This window comes from Nonomuraea purpurea (assembly GCF_042650645.1).
GTDB classification, from domain to species: Bacteria; Actinomycetota; Actinomycetes; order Streptosporangiales; family Streptosporangiaceae; genus Nonomuraea; species Nonomuraea purpurea.
Map to the genome: position 1 here is coordinate 414,919 of NZ_JBHSBI010000001.1, position 18,749 is coordinate 433,667.

Genomic DNA, 18,749 nt, shown 5'->3' on the forward strand with positions numbered 1-18,749 from the left:
TCACGGCGCGCTGCGCAGCTCAAGGGCTCGGGTCGCGGTCATGGCGAGGCCGGTGCCGCCGCACCGGCCGCCAGGGCTGCCTGCACGATGCGGAGCGCTTCGGCCGCGTCGAGGCCGACGCTGGCGATCACGGCGGCGTAGTCGGCGGCGGCCCGGCGGGCCCGCTCCCGGCCTTCCTCGCCGGCGGCCGACACGAACGAGCCCGCCCGCCCGCGTGTCTCGATCAGCCCCGCCTCCTCCAGCTCCCGGTAGGCCCGGCCGACCGTGTTGACGGCCAGGCCGAGGTCGGCCGCCAGGTGGCGAATGGTCGGCAGCCGGGCGCCCACGGCCAGCGTGCGGTCCTGGATCTGCCGGGCGAGCTGGGCCCGTAGCTGCTCGAACGGCGGTACCGGCGAGGCCGAATCGATGATGATCATTGGGCGCTCATGGCCCGCTGGGCCACCGTCGCGCACGACGGCGTCCTGGCATGGAGCGCGACGCACGCGGCCAGGCTCAGGACCAGGTAGGCGACCGCGGCGGCATTCCACCAGCCGGGCGCGGTGCCGAACAGCACCACCGGCAGCGACCATTGCACGTTCGGCGTGGTGAGCTCGCGGGCGTCTTCGACGCGCATGATGACGTCGGCGGTCAGCGACTCCTCGTCCTCCGCCACGACCGGGAAGCTGAGCAGGTGGCGCAGCTGCATGGCGGTGATGGCTGTCGCGCCGAGCAGGCCGATCAGCACGACGACGGCCAGCTGCCGCACGGTGGGCTCGGGAACGGCCAGGGCGCTTGCAGCCAGCACCATCGCGCCGGCGAACGTGGCGACGGCGAAAATGGCGAACGGCCGGCCGAGCACGGTCCGCCAGCCGGGCTGGATCGGATGGGCGGCCCTGCGCGACAGCGTCGCGCCCGCCCGCTGGTCGACGTGTCGCACCCACCGGTCGAGCAGGGACTGTGCCAGCAGTAGCCCGGCCACCGACGCGGCCAGGGCCAGCAGCGGCAGCGGGCGATGCGGCTGGAGGCCGCCGAAAGCGGAAGTGGCGGCGAGGGCGCTCACGATGATCAGCGCGGCCAGGATGACGTAAGTGGCCAGGCGGGCGCGTCTGCGGACCGCCAGCCGGCTGGCGAGCAGCGGGGTCGGGTGGGTGCCGGCCAGGTCGTGGCGGGCCAGCCACTCGCCCGCCATGCGCAGATCGGTCGTGCGCGTCGGTGGGTCGGTGTTCGGTAGCGGTTCGCGGGTCATAGCGCCCCCTTTGTCGCAAGCTTTGTATCAATAGGATGCGTCATTCCTTGCGACAAAGTCAACGTCCGGGACTCTCGTCGTCCTCCCACGTCGGGAGGAAGGTGCAGTCGTGGGCGAACTACTGGCGGGCCTTGGTCAGGGCCAGGACGCGCGGGTCGTCGATGGGGATCTTCGGCAGCGGCACGGCGTTCTCCTCGGGAGGTCGGAGACTGGTTGGCGGGGTTGCCCTCGGCAGCGGCCGTGAGGGTCTTGTGGACGACGCCGACGGAGACCTTCACCCCGCTCTTGTTCGCCAGTAACTCGACCTCGGCCTCATCCAATGTCCAGCACTCGATGAGGTCATGACACAGGCACGTACCAGTGACAACCCTCCCTGGTAGTTCGCAGCGGGCTTCCTTCGCGAAGTGTTGAGCGATGCCGATCCGGCCGATGCGCAGGTGGAGGCGGCCTTCCCACGTGCGGTGCCAGGAGGGGAGCGGGCCGGGCTCGGCGTCCCAGAGTTCGTGGCGGACGTGGATCAGACTGTTGGGGATGGCCGCGGTGGTGGTGATGTCGACGCCGTTGGGCCCTGCCCCGATCCTCGGGACGGTTCTACGCAGAGCGTCACCTGGTCCGGGGCTGCCTGTAGGTATGTCGTCCGCCACCTCGGTGATGAGAAATATCAGCGCGGTGAGGCCGAGGCTCAGTGCCACGAAAGCCGGTGTTCTGGGATGGCGGGCGCGGCTTCTCGGCGCGAAGCGACCACGAATGACTGCGACCACGAGAATCAGCCACGTTTGTTCGCTGGTTTGAGCGACGGTTGCCGGGTGCCCGGGCGCGGTGATTTCGGGGTGGGGCGAAGGGTGTCGATCGGCCAGCACGCGCCTTGGAGCACCCTCGCCAGGATCAGACGATCCCAAGGAGTAGTCATGATCACTAGCATGGGGTCGCGCGTGGACGATGATCGAGGCGCTGCTGGCAGCCGGGGCCGACCCATGGATCGAGGTGATGTGCGGGTGGTCGGCCGGACGGCTGGCGCTGGCCGGCCCGCGGGCATCGTTGTTCGCTTGCCTTCCCGGGGTCGTTCCGCTGGAGGAGGAGCATCGAGCCGCCATCCAGCGGGCGCGTGAGCGCAAGACGCTGCTCGATAACACGGCGCACCTGGGCGGGGAGTGGGCGGTGGGGATGGGACTGGCGCTGGTCGCAGGAATCAGCGCTGATGAGGCGATCCGGCGCCTGGGGGCCGACCCCGCGCGGTTCGCTCCGCATCCCCCTCGCCCGGCACCGTGGCTGTCCGAGGATGAGGATGATGAGGACGACGAGGATGACCTTTACACAGCCGGGTTGCAATACGTCGCCGTCACCGAAATCGCGGGAGGATGCGCCCTGGTGCAGCCGGAAGGCTTCGCCGTCACCCTGAACGAGACGGTGAACCCCTTGTCCGCGGGCACCCACTGCGTGGCGGTCTACTTCAACGCTAAGAGCGGCACACAGAGCAGCTACGTCATCGACGGCGAAGAGGTCGACCGCGATCCCGTCAGCAGTGACGCACGCCCCGGCGAGGATCCGGCGCGGACGCTGGACCGCTTCCTACTCCTGGGCCCAAAGCAGACAGGCCCCGATCGCAGCCGAGATCGGATACGCGTTCACGCTGCTGGGCCTGGATCCCGGCGACGGCTCCTGCGTGAAGGGACCATGGTCCAGGTGGGTCCAAGTCCCGGAGTGGAGCCGGTTCTGACGCGTCGCTGCTTCTCCGGCTGCTGCTTTCGATGTGGCGAGTGGTTGTCGTCCCGCTGCTGTCGAGAAGAACGCGTTCCTGCCGTCGACGCGTGTTGCTGCGATGCGTAGGTGAAGGGCGGGCTGCGGTGTGGTCCGACCCTTCGTGAGGACGCGGCCGGTGGGAGTTCAGCTGGCGGCGTGTTCGGCTCGGGCGCGGGTCTGGACAAGCCGGTAGGAGTCGGTGCCGGTCTCGAGGATGGTTCCGCCGAAGGTGAGGCGGTCGACGATGGCGGCGCAGAGGCGTAGGCCGAGCTCGTCAATGCAGAGCAGGTCGACGCGGCCGTAGCGGGCGATGGTCTTGTTGAGCTGCTTGTCGTCGGCGGCCTCGGCCTGGAGCACTACAACACGGTCCAACCTCACCGCAGCATCGGACAGTTGCCTCCCATCGCAAGCCGAAACAGGACCGCCGACCCCCATTGACCTTGCCAACCGCCGAGTTCACCGCGGAGCCATTCTCGGCCTGATCAACGAGTACCAGATCGCCAGTTGAGCTCGCCGAGAATCTATAGGTTGGACACCGAATCCTATTTTTTGAGCCCATAAGGTCGGTTGTGAACATTCCGACCGCTGTCCCGGTGTCGATCCCGGCAGCAGTTCGGCCCCACTTATCCAGTTATATCCAGCGAGAGGATGCCATTAGTAAGATCGCCACAAAATCGGCCGCCTCCTCGCTTAGTTGACTCGCCGCGAGGATAAGAAAAGGGCTACGACCTGCATTGGACACGAGAAATCCGTTTTGTCCACCGGAAGGGATCGGGCAGGTCGTTCTCTCTTACTATGAGGCGAATCGTGCAGAAATCAAAGCTACTGGTATGGCCGATGTCCGGCCTCACCTTCGTGGGCGCAGGCGCTCTGATCGCGTCCTCTGCCGCGCCGGCCAGTGCCCACACCGCCGCCACCGTGCAGCAGTCGTCGTGCCTCCTGGGAGCATGCGACGCGCCGGCGGGAGCGGCTGAAGCCGCGGTAAGGTCCGACGATCTGACTCCGCAGGACAGCTTCTCGGGTGAGAAGTGGGGCATCATCGGCCGCAACACGCTGGGCGGACCGAACGCGGTCTTGCGCGACGGACCGTACGGGCGCAGAACTGCCATGTTCGCGGCCACCCAGCCACCGCCCTATGGCGACGGCAGCCTGGGCATCATCGTCGGCAGCGGCAACGACAAGATCGCTTTCGGCAACGAGACGATCTTCGCCGGAGACAGACTCTCCTCTATCCGCACGCTGAAGTACTGGGTCTTCGCCGGAGTCGACTCCCTGACCGGGGTCATCCTGCCGAACATCACCATCGAGGTCGACCCGAACGTGGGGACCGCCGACTACACGAGCCTGGTCTTCATGCCTGACCGCTCCACCAGCCCATCCGCTCCGGCGACACCCGTCCCGAACGTCTGGCAGCAGTATGACGCCAGCGCGACCGGAAGCAGATGGTTCGCGACCGGCACCACGGGCACCACGATCGCCTGCACCCAAGCCACGCCGTGCTCATTCGCCGATCTCAAGACCAAGCTGCCGAACGCGGTGATCAGCTACAGCTTGGGCATCAGCAAGGGGAGGGACACCCCCTTCATCGGCGCCGTCGACGGGCTCCAAGTCAACGAGACCGTCTACGACTTCGAGTTCTCGGGCGTGCGTACGAGGTTCGCCCGCTGAACGTTCACGGTGTAGCGAGCTTGCTCCGGCGGCATGCCACCGGAGCAAGCTCGAAAATCATTTGTTGAGCGCGGCGACCAAGAATGCTGACGTCGTCAGGGTCGCCGGATGCCGCTCAAGGCCGAAGTTCTCGTTGCGTAAGGTAGGCAGCTGATGCCGGCCGTACGTGTTCAGCTAGCTTTATGGGCCAATCCGCCGCGGTGTCGTCGTAACGCGCTGACGTCCGTCAGAATCGCGAGAAGCGGGGATGCCGGAAGCGCCCGTCCGACAGTGATCCGCTGATCCCGGGTGGCGATTACGGCGCCTGGTAGGGTTCCTTGCCCCGGGGCCGTCACTAGGAACCTTTGTGACGTTCTTCGCGTCCTACATGTCATACGTATGTTCGTTACTGCGGCCATCACCGGGATTGGCATTCTTGTCGTTCCGTCCGCCTCTGCCGCGGCAGCCGTATCGGCTCCCCAGGGGTCGTGCACGTTCACCTGGTTCAACATCGACAACCGTGACGTGCTCACCGCGGTCTCCGAGGGGAAGACGTTGGCAAAAGACGAAAAGTGAGTCCCGTCCATGCAGGTGTTGCGGTCGGGCGTCGCGCAGGTGACCGGGGTGAAGCTTGACAAGCCGCAGGCGGCGATCACGTCGTTGGGCAAGCGGGTCCGCCAGTCGTTGGTGCCGAGCGGCCAAACGTACCCGTCCAAGGGCCGTCACGGTGAAACCTCTTTCAGCGGCGCGGGGCGGTACGTCGTCTACCAGGTGGCGCCTCACCTCGTAGACGCCGACTTCCTCGTGGAGTGCGGTGGGAAGCGGCTCGGCTCGGGACACGCCACCTCCTGGCAGTACGGCGACTTCGGCGGGGCGGCGCAGTGCGGCGTCAAGACGGGGGACAAGACTCGCATTGCCGACATGGCGCTCCAGCTGGCCTGCTAAGGCCCGAACGGACTTCTGGGTTGCAGGCTTCGGGCCCACTGTCTGCACCGGGAATGATGGCGTCATCCATGCGGGGCCGGAGCGTTCTCGTGTGGCGAGGTCAAGTAACTGAAGGCGGATGGCCGCGGCGGCTACGTCACCCCATGCGGGCTTGCCTCCCGGTGGAGTTGCTCGATCAGGGCGGCCAGTTCCCGATCGCCGCTGATGCCGGCAAGAGTCTGTTCGAGGACGTTGACATAGGTCGCGCGCGCCGCGGTGACGACTTCGCGGCCGCGATCCGTGATCTGCGTGTAGACCCCACGCCGGTCGGTCGGGCAGTGGAAGCGTTCGGTCAGGCCCATCCGCTCGAGCCGGGCGACCAGGCGGCTGACCGAGCTCTGCTGGAGCGGGATCGCGTCGGCGAGGACTTGCTGGCGCAGGTGACCGCCATCGTCGGAATAGGCCAGCGCCGCGAGGGCGGTGTACTCGGAGACGGACAGGCCGTGCTCATTCTGAAGGGCGCGGTCCAGCGCCTCCTGGACGACGGCTTCCAGACGTCTCAACGCCTGCCAGCGTCTTTCGAGGTCCGACGGCAATTCGATGCGCGGGACGCGTCCGGTGACCTGCGGCATTGGACCTCCTCCTTAGAAGACCAGTTTGACACAGTTTCCATGCATGGACAATCTATGCATAAGCAAACGTTGTACGTACATGGGAGTTCTCATGCGTGTCTTCGTCACCGGCGCCACCGGATACATCGGCGGCTCCGTCGCCGACCGGATGCTGCGGACCGGCCACCAGGTCACCGGCCTGGCCCGCAGCCCCGAGAAGGCGCGGATGCTCGAGCGCCTGGGCGTGACCCCGGTCCTGGGCACCCTGGACGACCAGGCCCTTCTCGCCGAGCAGGCGCAGGCCGCCGACGCCGTCGTCAACGCCGCTGACAGCGACCACCCAGGCGCCGCGGAGGCGCTGGTGGAGGCGCTCGCGGGATCGGGCAAGCCGCTGCTGCACACCAGCGGGTCGAGCATCGTGGGCACCGATTCCCGAGGCGAGCCGTCAGGGGAGACCTTCGGAGAGGAGATCTTCGATCCGGAGTCGTCCTGGCGGCCGGCCGACGACAAGGAAGCCCGGGTGGCGATCGACCGGTATGTCCTGGCCGCCTCCGGCCGTGACGTCCGGACGGTGGTTCTGTGCAACACCCTGATCTACGGCCACGGTCGCGGGCTGAGCCGCGACAGCGTACAGATCCCCGCCCTGGTCCGGCAGGCGCACAAAAGCGGCACCGTCCGCAGGATCGGGGCCGGACGCAACATCTGGTCGAACGTCCACATCGACGACGTGGCCGACCTCTATCTGCTCGCGCTCGATGCGGCTCCCGCCGGGTCGTTCTACTTCGTGGAAAACGGCGAGGCGTCGTTCGCCGACATCACCGCCGCCATCGCCGAGGCGCTGGGCCTGGGACCCGCCGAGGCGTGGGACATCACCGCCGCGATCCAGGAGTGGGGCTATGAGGCCGCCGTCTTCGCACTCGGCTCCAACAGCCGGGTCCGAGGCGAACGCGCCCGCGCCCAACTCGGCTGGCGGCCCCGCCACACGTCCGTCCTGGACTGGATCAAAAACGAGCTGACCAAGGACTGAGCTCAGCCCACTCCAGCAGGTCCGCCCGCGACCCCCGATCGACGTGCCCGCACGCCAGGCTGGCCATCGTGCGTTTCGCCGAGCACACCCTCGGCTGGCTGCCCACGGGGTGACGCCCCCGCGGACCCGACGAACCGCGGTCGGCCCTGGGGAGATGCTCGCCGGCGCCGGAAGCGGCGCGACGCCGCCGGGCAGGAGGGGCTCCCGGAGGCGTCGCGGCCGATGTCCCTACTTCGACAGGTAGAGGGTCTTCCAGGTGCCCGCGTACAGGCAGTTGAGTGACGGCTTGGCGGCCTTGCGCTCGCTGCAGACCTTCAGCTCGACCTGGTAGACGTCGTGGTACTTGAACGAGAAGTTCTGCGCGGTGCGGTACGAGCAGCCGCGGACCCAGCGCTCCCGGAACGGCAGGTTGTTCCCCGACCGGTACGTGATGCGGAAGACGGCCCAGCCGCACGCGGGGCCGCGCGTGTTGTCGTAGACCTTGCCGGAGACCTGTACGACGTCGGCGGTCGGCAGCACCTCGTGGTCCTCACCGGTGGCCGTCAGGGTTCCGGTGGCCTTGGCGGCCTTGCCGGGGGCGTAGTAGGGGCCCCACGCGCTGGTCGCCGCGTCGGCGGCCTGGGCCGCGGGGGAGAGGGCCGCGACGGTCGCGAGGGCGGTGGTGGCGGCGATGGCCAGGCCGGATAGAGTACGGGAGATCGGCATCGGGGGCCGTCCTTTCAGGCGGGATGGCCATACTGTGCGGTGCACCGATTTCAACTGACTTGCCGGACAACGGCGGTCGATTGCAACTGACTTGCCGGGAATCCGGCGTCGCTTTCAACCCTCCGGCCCACTGCATCCCGTGAACGCCGTCCGGCGGAAGCTCACCCGTGCCCGCGACTTCGCGCCCGCGACCAGAAAGGCATCCGTACAAAGCGATGAAGCGCTACATCCTCACCGGCACCCCCATCCGGTAGAGGAGGGGGTGTATTCGGAGACGGACAGGCCATGCTCGTTCTACGGCGCGCGGTCCAGTGCCTCCTGGACGACGGCTTCCAGACGTCTCAACGCCTGCCAGCGTCTTTCGAGGTCCGACGGTACGCGGGACGCGTCCGGTGACCTGCGGCGTTCGGGCTGAGCCGCCACAGCGTGCAGATCCCCGCTCTGGTCCGGCAAGCGTGATCTTCAACGTGTCGGCATCGACGCTGTACCGTCACGGCCCGTATGGGCACAATGGCGCAATGGCAAGGCAGTACGACAACACCGACGTGTTCCGCGGCGCGAGCTTCACGAGCGCCACCTTCGCCGCCGCAGAATTCCGCGACTGCGACATGCGCCAGATCAAGATCGTCGACTCCGTGCTCGTGGACGTCAACGTGTCAGGAGACGTGCGCAACTTCCTCGTCAACGACGTGGACGTCACCCCCTTCGTCGAGGCCGAGCTCAACCGGCGACACCCCGAGCGCGTCCAGCTGCAAGAGATGCGGACAGCCGATGACTACCGCGCGATGTGGGACACCATCGAACGGCTCTGGCTGGAAACGGTCGCCCGCGCGGAGAGGCTGCCGGAATCGGCTCGCCACGAACGGGTCGACGGCGAGTGGTCCTTCGTCGAGACGCTCCGCCACCTGCTCTTCGCCACCGACGCCTGGGCAAGCCGGACGATCCTCGACGAACCGATGCCGTTCCACCGGCTCGGCCTCACCCAGACCGGTTATCCGCCGGCGGACGCGGCGGCACTCGGCATGGACCTCGACGCGCGCCCGTCGTACGTGGCGGTGATGGAGGCGCGCGCCGGCCGCATGGCGCTGGTGCGCGGCATCGTCGACGACCTTACCGAAAACGAGCTCGCACGGATGTGCACGCGCGCACCCGCGCCCGGCTATCCCGAGGAGCCGCGCTCGGTCGGCAGTTGCCTGTTCGTGGTGATGATAGAGGAGTGCGAACACCGCCGCTACATGGTGCGCGACCTCGCGGCGCTCGAAGCGCGCTGACGCTGGGCCCGGGGTGGCGGTCAGGGCCAAAGAAATATCAGCGCGGTGAGGCCGAGGCTCAGTGCCACGAAAGCCGGTGTTCTGGGCTGGCGGGCGGCTTCCCGGCGAGAAGCGATCACAAGCGTGGCAGCCAGGGCGAGCGCGTTCAGCAGATGCAGGCCGTACCACACGACGATGGGGATTTTCCCCAGGATGGTGCCGGACAGCAGGTCGTCGGCGGATCCGTAACCGGCCAGTCCGCTGAGCAGGGTCAGGCCCAGGCTGAGCAGCGCGGGCGGGTATCGGAAGTGTCCGAGCATGGCCCAGACGACGGTGCCCAGCACGAACAGAGCCAGGGAGTTGTGGTGCATCTGCCGGATGAGCAGGCCGCCGCGCACGTCGAAAGAGATCCGCAGGACGTGCTCGTAGGCGGCGCTCATCGGTACACCGCGTAACGGCTCATAGCCGCCGTCGTACGACACCATCTGGCCACTGGGCGTGTAGTAGAAGGCCAGGAAGCCGCCGGTGAGCAGAATGGCCACAAAACAATACAGGAGTATCTCGCCGACCAGCTGTCTCGCCCGTTCCATTCGGTATATTCCACCACAAAACCAATGCCGGTCGTACGCGTCCAGCTGACTTTAAGGGCCAATCCGTCGTGGTCGTCGTAAGAACGGGGGCGCCGGAAGCGCTCGTCCGGCAGTGGGGGATGCGCAGGAGAGCGTCCACCCAGACTGATGAGGTGACTATGATCAATGTTCAGGTGCGCACAGAGAGTGGCGAAATCGTGCTGCACGGATCCTGCAGGCTGGATTGGATGGCGACGCTCCAGCACATAGATGAAGACACCTTCCCGTTCTTGGGTAGCTTGCTGCCGTACGCGGACACGATGTTCAATTCCCGACAGGCCGAAAGGCTGCGCAAGGAAATCGCCAACCAGTCCGTCCGCGAGGCCCTCGGAGAAGATTCGGCGATAGAGATCGAACGACTCTGTTTGGAGGTGGAAAGTGGATCACACCTCTATCTGTGGTTTCTGGGTGACTAGAACGTAATTGCTCCATCGAGTGTTTTCCAACCTGAAACCGCAGGTCGAGGGCTTGCCGCGCAGGAGAACTCGCAATCGACCGTGCGGTCGCCGACCGGCCCTACTACTCCGGTAAGCACAAGAAGCACGACATGAACATCCAGATCCTGGACCTCCGGTTCCCTGCCCGGCTCCGTCCACGACCTCAAAGCCGCCCGGATCTGGGACATCCTGCGCCGTCTCAAGGCCGCCGATCTGTTCACTCCGGCCGATAAGGGTTACGTCGGCGCTGGTGAGCACGTGCGCGTGCCGTACAAAGGCCGTAACAAGCCCGCCTCGCAGAAGGCAGGTGCGTGCCGTCGCGACGATCGATCACATCCACCGGCCGGCATGTCCGCTCCTGCCGATGAACGGTCGCACGATCAGCCGTCGTCGCGACACAAGCAGAAGGGGTGACCAGCCGGGTCCAAGAGCACCCGGACATTGTCTCGCGGCTGTTCCGCGGCGACCGAAGCTCCGAGGGCCACAGCCTCGGCGACCGCGGAGTCCAGGTCTCCGACCTGGAAGTCGAAGTGCATCATCGGACGCTGCTGCCCATCGACAGGCGGCCATACGGGAGGTTGGTAACCGGTCGCCTGCTGGAACACGACATAGATGGATCCCTCAGGAGCAGCGAGAATCGTCGTTCCTGGCTCCTCATGGCCGATGGGCCACCCGAGCAGCTCGGAGTAGAACCTCGCCAGAGCGCCGGGATCGGGCGCCTCGACGGCGGTTCCCCACCACATACCCCCCGTTCGAGATCGCACCGGTGCACCCTCCCACGTAAGCGTCGATGTTGGCCGCGGGGACACGCTACAGCCAGTTGCGGACGTTCTACTTCCGGAATGGCGACCCGTTGGGGATCATCGTGGCGCACTGCTCGGACGCACCACGATCCCATCGTCGAACACTGTGTTCGGCCCGCGCACGTTCACACATGCCTGACCCGTATGCCGACAGGGCACCCTCAACCACCTACCCGCCCCAAGGTGATGGCAGTCTCGCCAGACGAGAACGCTTCAGTCCTGAGTTTGCCCCGCCCGAGTGGCGTAGCACCTTTACTGCTGCCGGACGCCGGTTTGCGCGGCCTGCTCGACTCGGGCGATCAGGCGGCTGTTGTGGAGGGCGTGCGCGAACCCCGGGGTGTGGTGGGTCCCGTTCGCGATGTCGCGCGCCAAGCTGGCGTACACCTCGCCCACGTTGATGGACGCACCAGTCCAGATGTCGGCGGCGGTCGGGCCGGTTTCCGTGGCGGCGGGGCTGTCCGGCGCGCTGAAGTCCACGTTGGAGGTCAGCGCGAGGTCGCCGACCTGAACGCCCGCGGGGTGATTGCCGGTCAGCTTCAGCCAGCCGTTCGATCCGCGGACCTCCAGGGTGAAGTGGGCGTCGCTCGCGGGTACGCCCGCCAGGATCTGCACCCCCACCGGGGCGCCCGACGAGGTCTTGACGATGGCGTCGAGGTGATCCGGGACCTCCCGGACGGAGGTCGCGCCAGTGTCTACCAGCTTCACCTCCGGCCAGAGGAGTTCCGTGCGCGCGTCGATCTCGGTGATGTCACCGAGAACCGCCTCGACCACATCCAGAACGTGGCCCGCCGCGATCGTCAGGAAGCCGGCTCCTGCCGCCGCCTGGTCGAAGTACGCGTACGCGCTCACCGACTCCGGGCCGTTCCCGAACGTCGTCGCGGCGACTCGCGCCGAGAGCAGCCGCCCGAGCCGACCCTCCGCGATGATCTCTGCCGCGCGGCGCACCGAGGGGTTGAGCCGGCCCTGCAGTCCGATCGCCGTGTGCAGCGAGCCGGCCGCGTGAGCCATCTCTTCTGTCTGCGCAACGGTCGCGCCCAGCGGAGACTCCGCGTACACGGCCTTGTCCGCCGCGAGAGCTGCGAGCACGAGTTCGCGGTGAGCCGGGACTTTGACGGCCACAGTGACGAGATCAATCGACGGATCGCGGATGAGCTCGAGCGGATCGGCGAACCAACGCTCGGCACCGAAGGCCTCGGCAGCGCTGCGGGCACTCTCCTCGTGCCGTGTCGCCACGGCCGCCAGGACGAACTGCGGCTGTGCCGCCAGCGCGGGGATGTGCGACGCCCCCGCCCAACTCGCCTTCGTGTCCGCGCCGATGATGCCGACACGAACCACATTGCTCGTCATGATGTACAGCTCCATTCATTCATCTGCGACCGGGGTACGGCCGTTCCGTACCGCCCGGTTTATTGCTTCTGTTGGTTGATCACGCAAGGACGTGGCTTCCGCCCTGCGGCCTCTCAACGGTCGATGGCGGCCATGTCGGGCTCGGCATGGCGATCTCCGGACGCCGGCGGCACTCTGTTCAGACGGGCGATCTGGCCGGCGGTGAGTCGGATGCCGTCGGCAGCGCTGTTTTCCTCGAGCCGGTCAACACGCTTGGTGCCCGGAATAGGCGCGATGCCCTCTCCCTGTGCGAGCAGCCAGGCCAGAGCGACCTGCGCGGGCGTGGCCTCGACGTCGTCGGCGACCGCACGCACCTCCTCCACGATGCGCAGGTTGCGCGTGAGGTTGTCACCGGCGAACCGGGGATTGGTGCGACGCCAGTCGGCAGCGTCCAGGCCGTCAAGGGAGCGGATAGTGCCGGCGAGGAAACCGTGCCCGAGCGGCGAATAGGGAACCAACCCGATCCCGAGCTCACGCAGCGTGGGCAGCACCTCGGCCTCGAGGTCGCGCGTCCACAGCGAGTACTCGGTTTGGACGGCGGCCACTGGATGAGTCGCATGTGCCCGGCGGATCGTCGACGCGGACGCCTCCGACAGTCCGATGTGGCGCACCTTTCCCGCAGCCACCAACTCGCTCAACGCTCCCACCGTCTCCTCGATGGGCATGCCGGGGTCGACCCGGTGCTGGTAGTACAGGTCGATGTGATCGGTTCCCATCCTCCGCAACGACCCGTCGACAGCTGCGCGGATGCTGGCGGGGGTGCTGTCTGGGCCCGGTCGACCAGCGTGGGAGAGCAGGCCGAACTTGGTGGCGAGAACGACTTCGTCCCGACGACCTTTGACGGCGCGACCCACCAGTTCCTCGTTGACGTAGGGCCCGTACACCTCGGCAGTGTCCAGATGCGTGACGCCGAGGTCCACAGCGCGCTGAATGGTGCGGATCGACTCGGCGTCGTCACGGCCGGCGCCGGTGTAGAACGCCGACATCCCCATGGTCCCAAGGCCGATGCGCGAGACCTTGAGCCCTCCTAGCGACGTGGTGTGCATCCGATGGTCCTTTCCTGGATCGCTTCGCCAGCCCCACGTTTCAGTGCGTGGCGCGGAGGGGAACTTGATTCATCAATAAGTACTCCCTAAAACTTGAAGAGTCAACAAGCCCTGGCTAGCATGGCCTCATGGCGAAAACCACAGCGGGTGCGAAAGGACAACGCCACCGGCGTCCGCGGAACGAGTCGGTATCCGATGTGACGGCGCCTGCCGCAGAAGGGTCCGGCGCGGGGGAGTCCACCGCACCGGTTGTCGAAACGCGATGGCTGAGCCGCGACGAGTTGGCGGCGTGGCTGGCCAACTCCGCGATCATGATCAGTTTGCCGGCTGCCCTGGACGCGCGGATGCAGCGCGAGGCCCAGATGACGTTCTTCGAGTACATGGTGCTCTCGGTCCTGTCCGAGCAACCGGCGCGCACGCTACAGATGAGCGATCTGGCCGCGCGAACGTCGGCGTCGCTGTCACGGTTGTCGCATGTCGTCGGACGGTTGGAGAAGCGCGCACTGATCGCACGAACCCGGATCCCCGGCTCCGGCAGGCGCACCAACGCGACGCTGACCGAGGCCGGTTACCAGGCCGTCGTGGCGGCGGCACCGGGACATGTCGCAGCGGTCCGCGAATACCTGATGGACGAGCTCGAGCCCCACGAGCTGACGACGTTGCGCCGCATCGGCACCGCAGTCGAGGCCGCCATCAAGCGCGGGCAACTCGACGCGGGCTCTGCGGCGCCGACTCCGCCCGACACATCGGCGTCCTGACGGGCTGTTCAGCGCTGCAGACCGTCCCATGACCATCGGGGAATGCCCAGGCCCTTCGGGACGTCATCAGCGGACTCGGGGTAGCGTGCCATCGTGGTTGTGGTGGCCCAGGCGAAGTAGTCGTGCAGTACCTGGGTGAGAGGCGCGTCCAGCCCCACGTCTTTCAGCGCCTGGTCAAAGCAGGCGATCGCCCGGCGATCCATCTCCTCGTGCGGGCCGTTGCCACTGTGCATCCGCACGACCGACGTCTCGTCTCCATAGCTGCCGGAGTAAGTGGCAGGGCCACCGAGCGCCTCGGCCCAGTATGCGGCGAGTCGTTCGCTGTGCTGAGGGTGGAATCCATGGCTGAAGGCGTGACTCACCACGTCGTCGGCCATCACCCTGGCGTGCCACGCTTCGGCCAGGCGCAGCAGGCCCTTGCTGCCACCTGCGGCTTCATACACGTTCTCCATGCGCTGAGGGTGCCAGGGCCGGAGCAAAGACCACAATGGTCGTCCCAAGGCAGAGCGGCACCGTCACGCTCACCGGCATCAAGAACTAGACGGGAGGCCGCGCCACGTCGCGCGCCTCCTCCAGCATGGCCAGGGCGCGGGGCGCGCCGGGCAGGCGCTCGGCCAGCGCCTCCAGGACGGGGAGCAGCACGCGCGCCGGGATGGCGCGCGCCGTGAGGATCTCCGCCATCCAGCCCGCGAAGGAGGCGAACAGCTCGGGGTCGTCGACGTACAGGGCGGCCCGCAGGTGGTCGACGATGGACGCGACGTCGTCGGCGGGGCGTCCCAGCCGGTGCTCGGCGTAAGCCGACGCCAGCTCGGGGACACACCGGGTCAGCTCGTCCGCGACGCCTCTCACCAGGTCCGCGGCGGACCCGGTGAGGGCGGTGTACTCGGGGCCGGCCAGGTGCGCCGGCTCCGAGGCGCTCCGGCCGGACGCGGGCGGGCGCGGCGGCGGCCCGCCGGCCAGGAGGTCGGCGGCGGCACACGCGTCGGGGGCCCAGGCGTCGGCCCCGAGCAGGCGGGCATAGCGCCCGTCCGGGCCGAAGGCGGCGCCACCGGCCAGCACCGGCGTGCCCACCGCCTGGCATGACGTGATCGCCGCGTGGGCGGTGGGCAGCCGGGGCGCGAGCGAGCCGGACAGCGCCGCCGCGTCCGGGTTCGTCTGGTGCAGGTGGGCGACCAGGTGCGGCGTGGGCACCTGCGCGCCCAGGTAGTCGACGTGCCAGCCGCGCAGGCGCAGCACCTCGGCCAGCAGCCGCGCCGGGAACGCGTGCCACTCGCCGTGGACGCAGGCCACCGTGATGCGGCCCCTGTCCGGCTCCTGGTTCCCCCGTGCGGAGGGGTGCCGGGCGAGGGCGGCGAGCACGCGCTCGTTCACGGCCGTGGCGGTGTGCTCCTGGGCGATCGTGATGCGGTCGGCCATCCATTCCCGGCCGACGCGCGACTGCACCGCGGCGACGACGTCCAGCAGCAGGGTCTCCATCGGCATCCCGGCGTCGAGCGCGGCCAGCGCCGCGTCGGCGGCGGCGTGCTCGTCCCCGGCCGTCGCCGCCGCCCACAACGTCTCGACGTGTTCCTCGACGTCGTCCCTCATGGCAGCCGGTGCCCAGAGGCGCGGTGAGACGGCTCCTGGGGCGCGGTGATGGCGACGACCGCCATGTCGTCGTGCTCGCCACCGCCGACCCACTGGCAGGCCAGCATCTGGACGCGATCGGCCAGGGCTTCGGGGGGCATGCCGGCGCACTGCCGGAGCTGCTCGCACAGCCGCTCCTCGCCGAAGAACTCGTCGCCGAGCGGTCCGCCCCTGGCCTCGACGATGCCGTCGCTGTAGAGCAGGCACGTCTCGCCGGGCTCCAGCAGCACCGATTCGGTGACGCTGGTGACGTGCTCCACCAGGCCGATCAGCGTGCCGGCGGCGTGGACCGGCTCCACGCGGCCGTCGTTGCGCAGGATCAGGGGTGGCGGGTGCCCGGCGCTGGTCACCCGCAACGCGACCTGGTTCTCGCGACGCTCGATCGAGACCAGGACAAGCGTGACGAAGCTCCTCGGATCTCCGTGGGTGAGCATCGCGCCGTTCAGCAGTTCGAGCACCCGATGGTGGTCGTCGGCCAGCGGCACCAGGGCGCGCAGGATGTCGCGGATCTTGCCGGTGAGCACGGCGGCCTCCAGACCCTTGCCGGACACGTCGCCCAGCACCACCAGTGGCTCCCGGCCGGAGCCGCCGAGGGGATGCACGTCGTAGAAGTCGCCGCCGACGTGTTCGCTGTCGCCCGCGGGCCGGTAACGGGCCGCCAGCTCCACGCCCTCCAGCGGCGGCGCCTCGGGCGGCAGCAGCTCGGCCATCAGGGTCTCGACGATGGCCGCCTGCTCGGCGTACAGTCGCGCGACTGAGATCGCCGCGCCGGCCCATGCGGTGAACAGCGGCGCGAACACCTTCTCGGCCTGCGAAAAACCGGCCTGAGGGGTACGCCGCAGCAGCACCAGCGCTCCTGCGGCCAGACCATGACCGGGCAGCGCGATCACCGCCACGGAGCCCACCTTGCCGCCCCGCTCACCCAGCACCCAGCCGGGTACCTCGGCGGGATCGAGCCACCGGGCGGGCGCCGGAGGGAAGCCCTGCAGCGCCTCCGCGAGCCCCGGGACCGTACGGGGATCGACGGACTCCCGCTCGTGGGACACCTCACCTCGCGAGTCGCAGGAGACGATCGCGTACCGGCGAGGGGCCAGCGGCAGGACGACCAGCGCGGCGTCGGCGAGCCGCCGGGCGGCCAGGCGCGCGGTCGCCTCCAGGCAACGCTCCAGGTTCAGCGACGACAGCAGCTCGACGGACGCCTCCACCATGAACGCGGTCCACTCCCGCTCGGCGCGCAGTTCCTCGGCGGCCCGCTGATGATCGTCGACGTCGACGAGCCACCACGTGACACGGTCACGGTCGGCGTGCACGGGATGCGCCTCGAACATCGGCCCTCCGACGGGCCCGCAGGCCCTCTGATCGGTATGGAACCCGGCGCAGACCTCGCGGTGGGCCCGCGACAGCCAGGCCGGGGCGACCCGCGCCAGCGGTACGCCGGCGGCGGCGCCGGCGAGAAGCAGCCGGGCTGTCTCGTTCGCGTGCTCGATGATGCCGGCGGTATCAACCGTCAGCATCGGGTATGGCGCGTCCTCCCACACCATCCCGATCGTGCCTCGCCCCAGATTCCCCTCCAGATCCGTCACTCTACGGGCTGCGGTCCGTGACCTTTGTCACGTCATATGGTTCTTTGTAGTATCTTTCACCCCCGCTGGCCGACCCTGTAACGCGGCGGGTCCGTGGGCCTCCCACGGCTCCCGGGACTGTTTCGAATTTGATCTTTGGGTGATCTGAGGTCTTCATGATCGTTGGGATGCAGCGCATCCTCGTCGTGGGCATCAGCGGGGCAGGCAAGTCCACCATGGCACGGTCACTGAGCAGTCGGCTCGCCGTGCCCTACCACGAGATGGACGCCCTGTACTTCGCCGGCCCCGGCTGGGCCGAGAACGAGCGATTTGCCGCTCAGGTCACTGAGATCACCCGGTCACCCGCCTGGGTCTTCGACTCGTTCGGCTACCCGGAGGTCCGTGACCTGCTGTGGGAGCGTGCTGACACCATCGTGTGGCTGGACTACCCCCGGCGGGTCATCATGCCCCGGATTCTGCGGCGGTCGCTCCGAAGGACGCTTCTCCGTGAGTCGATCTTCAACGGGAACCGGGAGACCGTGGCGGAATGGTTCCGGCGGGATCATCCTGCCTGGTGGGCGTGGTCTCAGCACGCGGCGCGACGAGCGGACATCCAGCGGCGCATCGATGATCCACGCTTTGCTCCTTTGCGTGTCTTCCGCTTCACCACCGTCCACTCGTCAGCCACCTGGCTCAGTTCCGTGGTCACCCGCCGGCCTCGGTGAGACGCTCCGGTCCGGACGCGCTGGTCATGCCGGCCGCAGGCCAGTCCGGCCGACTCCAGGGGGCCGGCTCGGCGAGGGCGCGCAGCGCTTCACGGGAGTCACGCCCCGCCCCGGCCGAGACCTCGGCGCCGTTCTGATCGCGGGCGATGGCCACGACGAGCCCTTCCACGGGATCATGGGAGAGCGCAATGGTGTGGCCGCCGACCAGCAACGCATCGGCGGCCGAAGAGCTCGAGGGACCCGCCCTGTCCAGCAGGACATGGGCCGCGACCAGGCCGGCGACCGGGGTGCGGTGGCGGCCCAGCAGCACTGGCTCCCCGTAGGGGTCGGAGACCTGGCGGACGAGGTCGCCGAGCTTGGACCGCGCCGTCGACACCGGCACGAGGGGCAGGCCGCTCCACACCCCGCCCACCTTCGACAGCGGCACCAGCCCGGCCCATTCCCAGCGCTCTCGGGTGATCATGACAGTGCTGCCGTTTTTGGCTTCCTCCACGAGCGAGGCCCAGCGGGCGCGCGCGTCTTCGACGGAGAAGGGGACACCGAGCAGCGCCACGAGTTCGTCGTACGACAGCCGTTCTTTGTTGATCACCCGATGACCGTAAGGCGCCTTACGATACTTTGCAAGCTGCCTTACATATTTGGCGACGT

Annotated in this window: 21 protein-coding genes and 1 pseudogene; 9 read left to right on the forward strand and 13 right to left on the reverse strand. The window is 68.0% G+C overall.

Annotation, left to right across the window (positions count from 1 at the left end; genetic code table 11):
- Positions 1-38: 38 nt before the first annotated feature.
- A complete protein-coding gene (locus tag ACFOY2_RS01955; protein ID WP_379526135.1) occupies positions 39-416 on the reverse strand; it encodes a GntR family transcriptional regulator in 378 nt (125 codons plus the stop codon).
- Positions 413-1,225, reverse strand: coding sequence for a hypothetical protein (locus ACFOY2_RS01960; RefSeq protein WP_379526136.1), 813 nt, complete (start codon positions 1,223-1,225; stop codon positions 413-415). Before ACFOY2_RS01960 ends, ACFOY2_RS01955 begins: the two co-directional genes overlap by 4 nt.
- A gap of 939 nt (positions 1,226-2,164) precedes the next feature.
- On the opposite strand from ACFOY2_RS01960, the gene ACFOY2_RS01965 reads away from it, so the two are divergent.
- A complete protein-coding gene (locus ACFOY2_RS01965) occupies positions 2,165-3,052 on the forward strand; it encodes a DUF6461 domain-containing protein (protein WP_379526137.1) in 888 nt (295 codons plus the stop codon).
- A 57-nt stretch (positions 3,053-3,109) separates the two neighbouring features.
- Here ACFOY2_RS01965 and ACFOY2_RS01970 read toward each other — a convergent pair whose 3' ends face one another.
- Entirely contained in the window at positions 3,110-3,343 is a 234-nt protein-coding gene (locus ACFOY2_RS01970) for a hypothetical protein (protein ID WP_379526138.1), read from the reverse strand.
- Between the two features lie 459 nt (positions 3,344-3,802).
- On the opposite strand from ACFOY2_RS01970, the gene ACFOY2_RS01975 reads away from it, so the two are divergent.
- Together ACFOY2_RS01975 and ACFOY2_RS01980 are read left to right on the forward strand one after the other, a co-directional pair.
- Positions 3,803-4,633, forward strand: coding sequence for a hypothetical protein (locus tag ACFOY2_RS01975; RefSeq protein WP_379526139.1), 831 nt, complete (start codon positions 3,803-3,805; stop codon positions 4,631-4,633).
- A 564-nt stretch (positions 4,634-5,197) separates the two neighbouring features.
- Positions 5,198-5,557: a hypothetical protein gene (locus ACFOY2_RS01980; protein WP_379526140.1), complete on the forward strand. Its 360-nt coding sequence runs from the start codon at positions 5,198-5,200 to the stop codon at positions 5,555-5,557.
- Positions 5,558-5,688: 131 nt separating this feature from the next.
- Here ACFOY2_RS01980 and ACFOY2_RS01985 read toward each other — a convergent pair whose 3' ends face one another.
- Positions 5,689-6,168: a MarR family winged helix-turn-helix transcriptional regulator gene (locus ACFOY2_RS01985; protein ID WP_379526141.1), complete on the reverse strand. Its 480-nt coding sequence runs from the start codon at positions 6,166-6,168 to the stop codon at positions 5,689-5,691.
- Between the two features lie 91 nt (positions 6,169-6,259).
- Here ACFOY2_RS01985 and ACFOY2_RS01990 point away from each other — a divergent pair, with 91 nt between their 5' ends.
- Positions 6,260-7,174 (forward strand): NAD-dependent epimerase/dehydratase family protein, encoded by a 915-nt coding sequence (locus ACFOY2_RS01990; RefSeq protein ID WP_379526142.1) that lies wholly within the window; start codon positions 6,260-6,262, stop codon positions 7,172-7,174.
- 228 nt (positions 7,175-7,402) lie between these two features.
- On the opposite strand, the gene ACFOY2_RS01995 is transcribed toward ACFOY2_RS01990, so the two are convergent.
- Entirely contained in the window at positions 7,403-7,879 is a 477-nt protein-coding gene (locus ACFOY2_RS01995; RefSeq protein ID WP_379526143.1) for a hypothetical protein, read from the reverse strand.
- A 455-nt stretch (positions 7,880-8,334) separates the two neighbouring features.
- On the opposite strand from ACFOY2_RS01995, the gene ACFOY2_RS02000 reads away from it, so the two are divergent.
- Positions 8,335-9,150 (forward strand): DinB family protein, encoded by an 816-nt coding sequence (locus tag ACFOY2_RS02000; protein ID WP_379526144.1) that lies wholly within the window; start codon positions 8,335-8,337, stop codon positions 9,148-9,150.
- Positions 9,151-9,170: 20 nt separating this feature from the next.
- Here ACFOY2_RS02000 and ACFOY2_RS02005 read toward each other — a convergent pair whose 3' ends face one another.
- A complete protein-coding gene (locus ACFOY2_RS02005) occupies positions 9,171-9,671 on the reverse strand; it encodes a hypothetical protein (protein WP_379526145.1) in 501 nt (166 codons plus the stop codon).
- A gap of 206 nt (positions 9,672-9,877) precedes the next feature.
- Between ACFOY2_RS02005 and ACFOY2_RS02010 the strand changes: the two genes are divergently transcribed.
- The gene (locus tag ACFOY2_RS02010; protein WP_379526146.1) at positions 9,878-10,174 is read left to right on the forward strand and encodes a hypothetical protein; all 297 of its coding nucleotides are present in this window, start codon (positions 9,878-9,880) and stop codon (positions 10,172-10,174) included.
- Positions 10,175-10,242: 68 nt separating this feature from the next.
- Positions 10,243-10,498 (forward strand): annotated as a pseudogene (locus tag ACFOY2_RS02015) (transposase family protein); the annotation flags it as partial.
- 77 nt (positions 10,499-10,575) lie between these two features.
- On the opposite strand, the gene ACFOY2_RS02020 reads toward ACFOY2_RS02015, so the two are convergent.
- The 3 genes from ACFOY2_RS02020 to ACFOY2_RS02030 form a co-directional block, all read right to left on the reverse strand.
- Entirely contained in the window at positions 10,576-10,938 is a 363-nt protein-coding gene (locus tag ACFOY2_RS02020) for a VOC family protein (RefSeq protein ID WP_379526442.1), read from the reverse strand.
- A 312-nt stretch (positions 10,939-11,250) separates the two neighbouring features.
- Complete coding sequence (locus ACFOY2_RS02025; protein WP_379526147.1) at positions 11,251-12,360, reverse strand: Gfo/Idh/MocA family protein; 1,110 nt, start codon at positions 12,358-12,360, stop codon at positions 11,251-11,253.
- A gap of 98 nt (positions 12,361-12,458) precedes the next feature.
- A complete protein-coding gene (locus ACFOY2_RS02030; protein ID WP_379526148.1) occupies positions 12,459-13,430 on the reverse strand; it encodes an aldo/keto reductase in 972 nt (323 codons plus the stop codon).
- 128 nt (positions 13,431-13,558) lie between these two features.
- Between ACFOY2_RS02030 and ACFOY2_RS02035 the strand changes: the two genes are divergently transcribed.
- Positions 13,559-14,188 (forward strand): MarR family winged helix-turn-helix transcriptional regulator, encoded by a 630-nt coding sequence (locus ACFOY2_RS02035; protein ID WP_379526149.1) that lies wholly within the window; start codon positions 13,559-13,561, stop codon positions 14,186-14,188.
- Positions 14,189-14,196: 8 nt separating this feature from the next.
- Here the strand turns inward: ACFOY2_RS02035 and ACFOY2_RS02040 are convergent, their stop codons facing one another.
- From ACFOY2_RS02040 to ACFOY2_RS02050, 3 genes are all read right to left on the reverse strand, one after another.
- Entirely contained in the window at positions 14,197-14,640 is a 444-nt protein-coding gene (locus tag ACFOY2_RS02040) for a group II truncated hemoglobin (protein WP_379526150.1), read from the reverse strand.
- A gap of 85 nt (positions 14,641-14,725) precedes the next feature.
- Positions 14,726-15,775, reverse strand: coding sequence for a cobalamin B12-binding domain-containing protein (locus ACFOY2_RS02045; RefSeq protein ID WP_379526151.1), 1,050 nt, complete (start codon positions 15,773-15,775; stop codon positions 14,726-14,728).
- Complete coding sequence (locus ACFOY2_RS02050; RefSeq protein WP_379526152.1) at positions 15,772-17,328, reverse strand: PP2C family protein-serine/threonine phosphatase; 1,557 nt, start codon at positions 17,326-17,328, stop codon at positions 15,772-15,774. Before ACFOY2_RS02050 ends, ACFOY2_RS02045 begins: the two co-directional genes overlap by 4 nt.
- A gap of 236 nt (positions 17,329-17,564) precedes the next feature.
- Between ACFOY2_RS02050 and ACFOY2_RS02055 the strand changes: the two genes are divergently transcribed.
- Positions 17,565-18,101, forward strand: a complete 537-nt coding sequence (locus ACFOY2_RS02055; RefSeq protein WP_379526153.1) for a hypothetical protein — start codon at positions 17,565-17,567, stop codon at positions 18,099-18,101.
- Here ACFOY2_RS02055 and ACFOY2_RS02060 read toward each other — a convergent pair.
- Complete coding sequence (locus ACFOY2_RS02060) at positions 18,082-18,690, reverse strand: hypothetical protein (RefSeq protein WP_379526154.1); 609 nt, start codon at positions 18,688-18,690, stop codon at positions 18,082-18,084. The genes ACFOY2_RS02055 and ACFOY2_RS02060 overlap by 20 nt on opposite strands.
- Between the last annotated feature and the right edge of the window lie 59 nt (positions 18,691-18,749).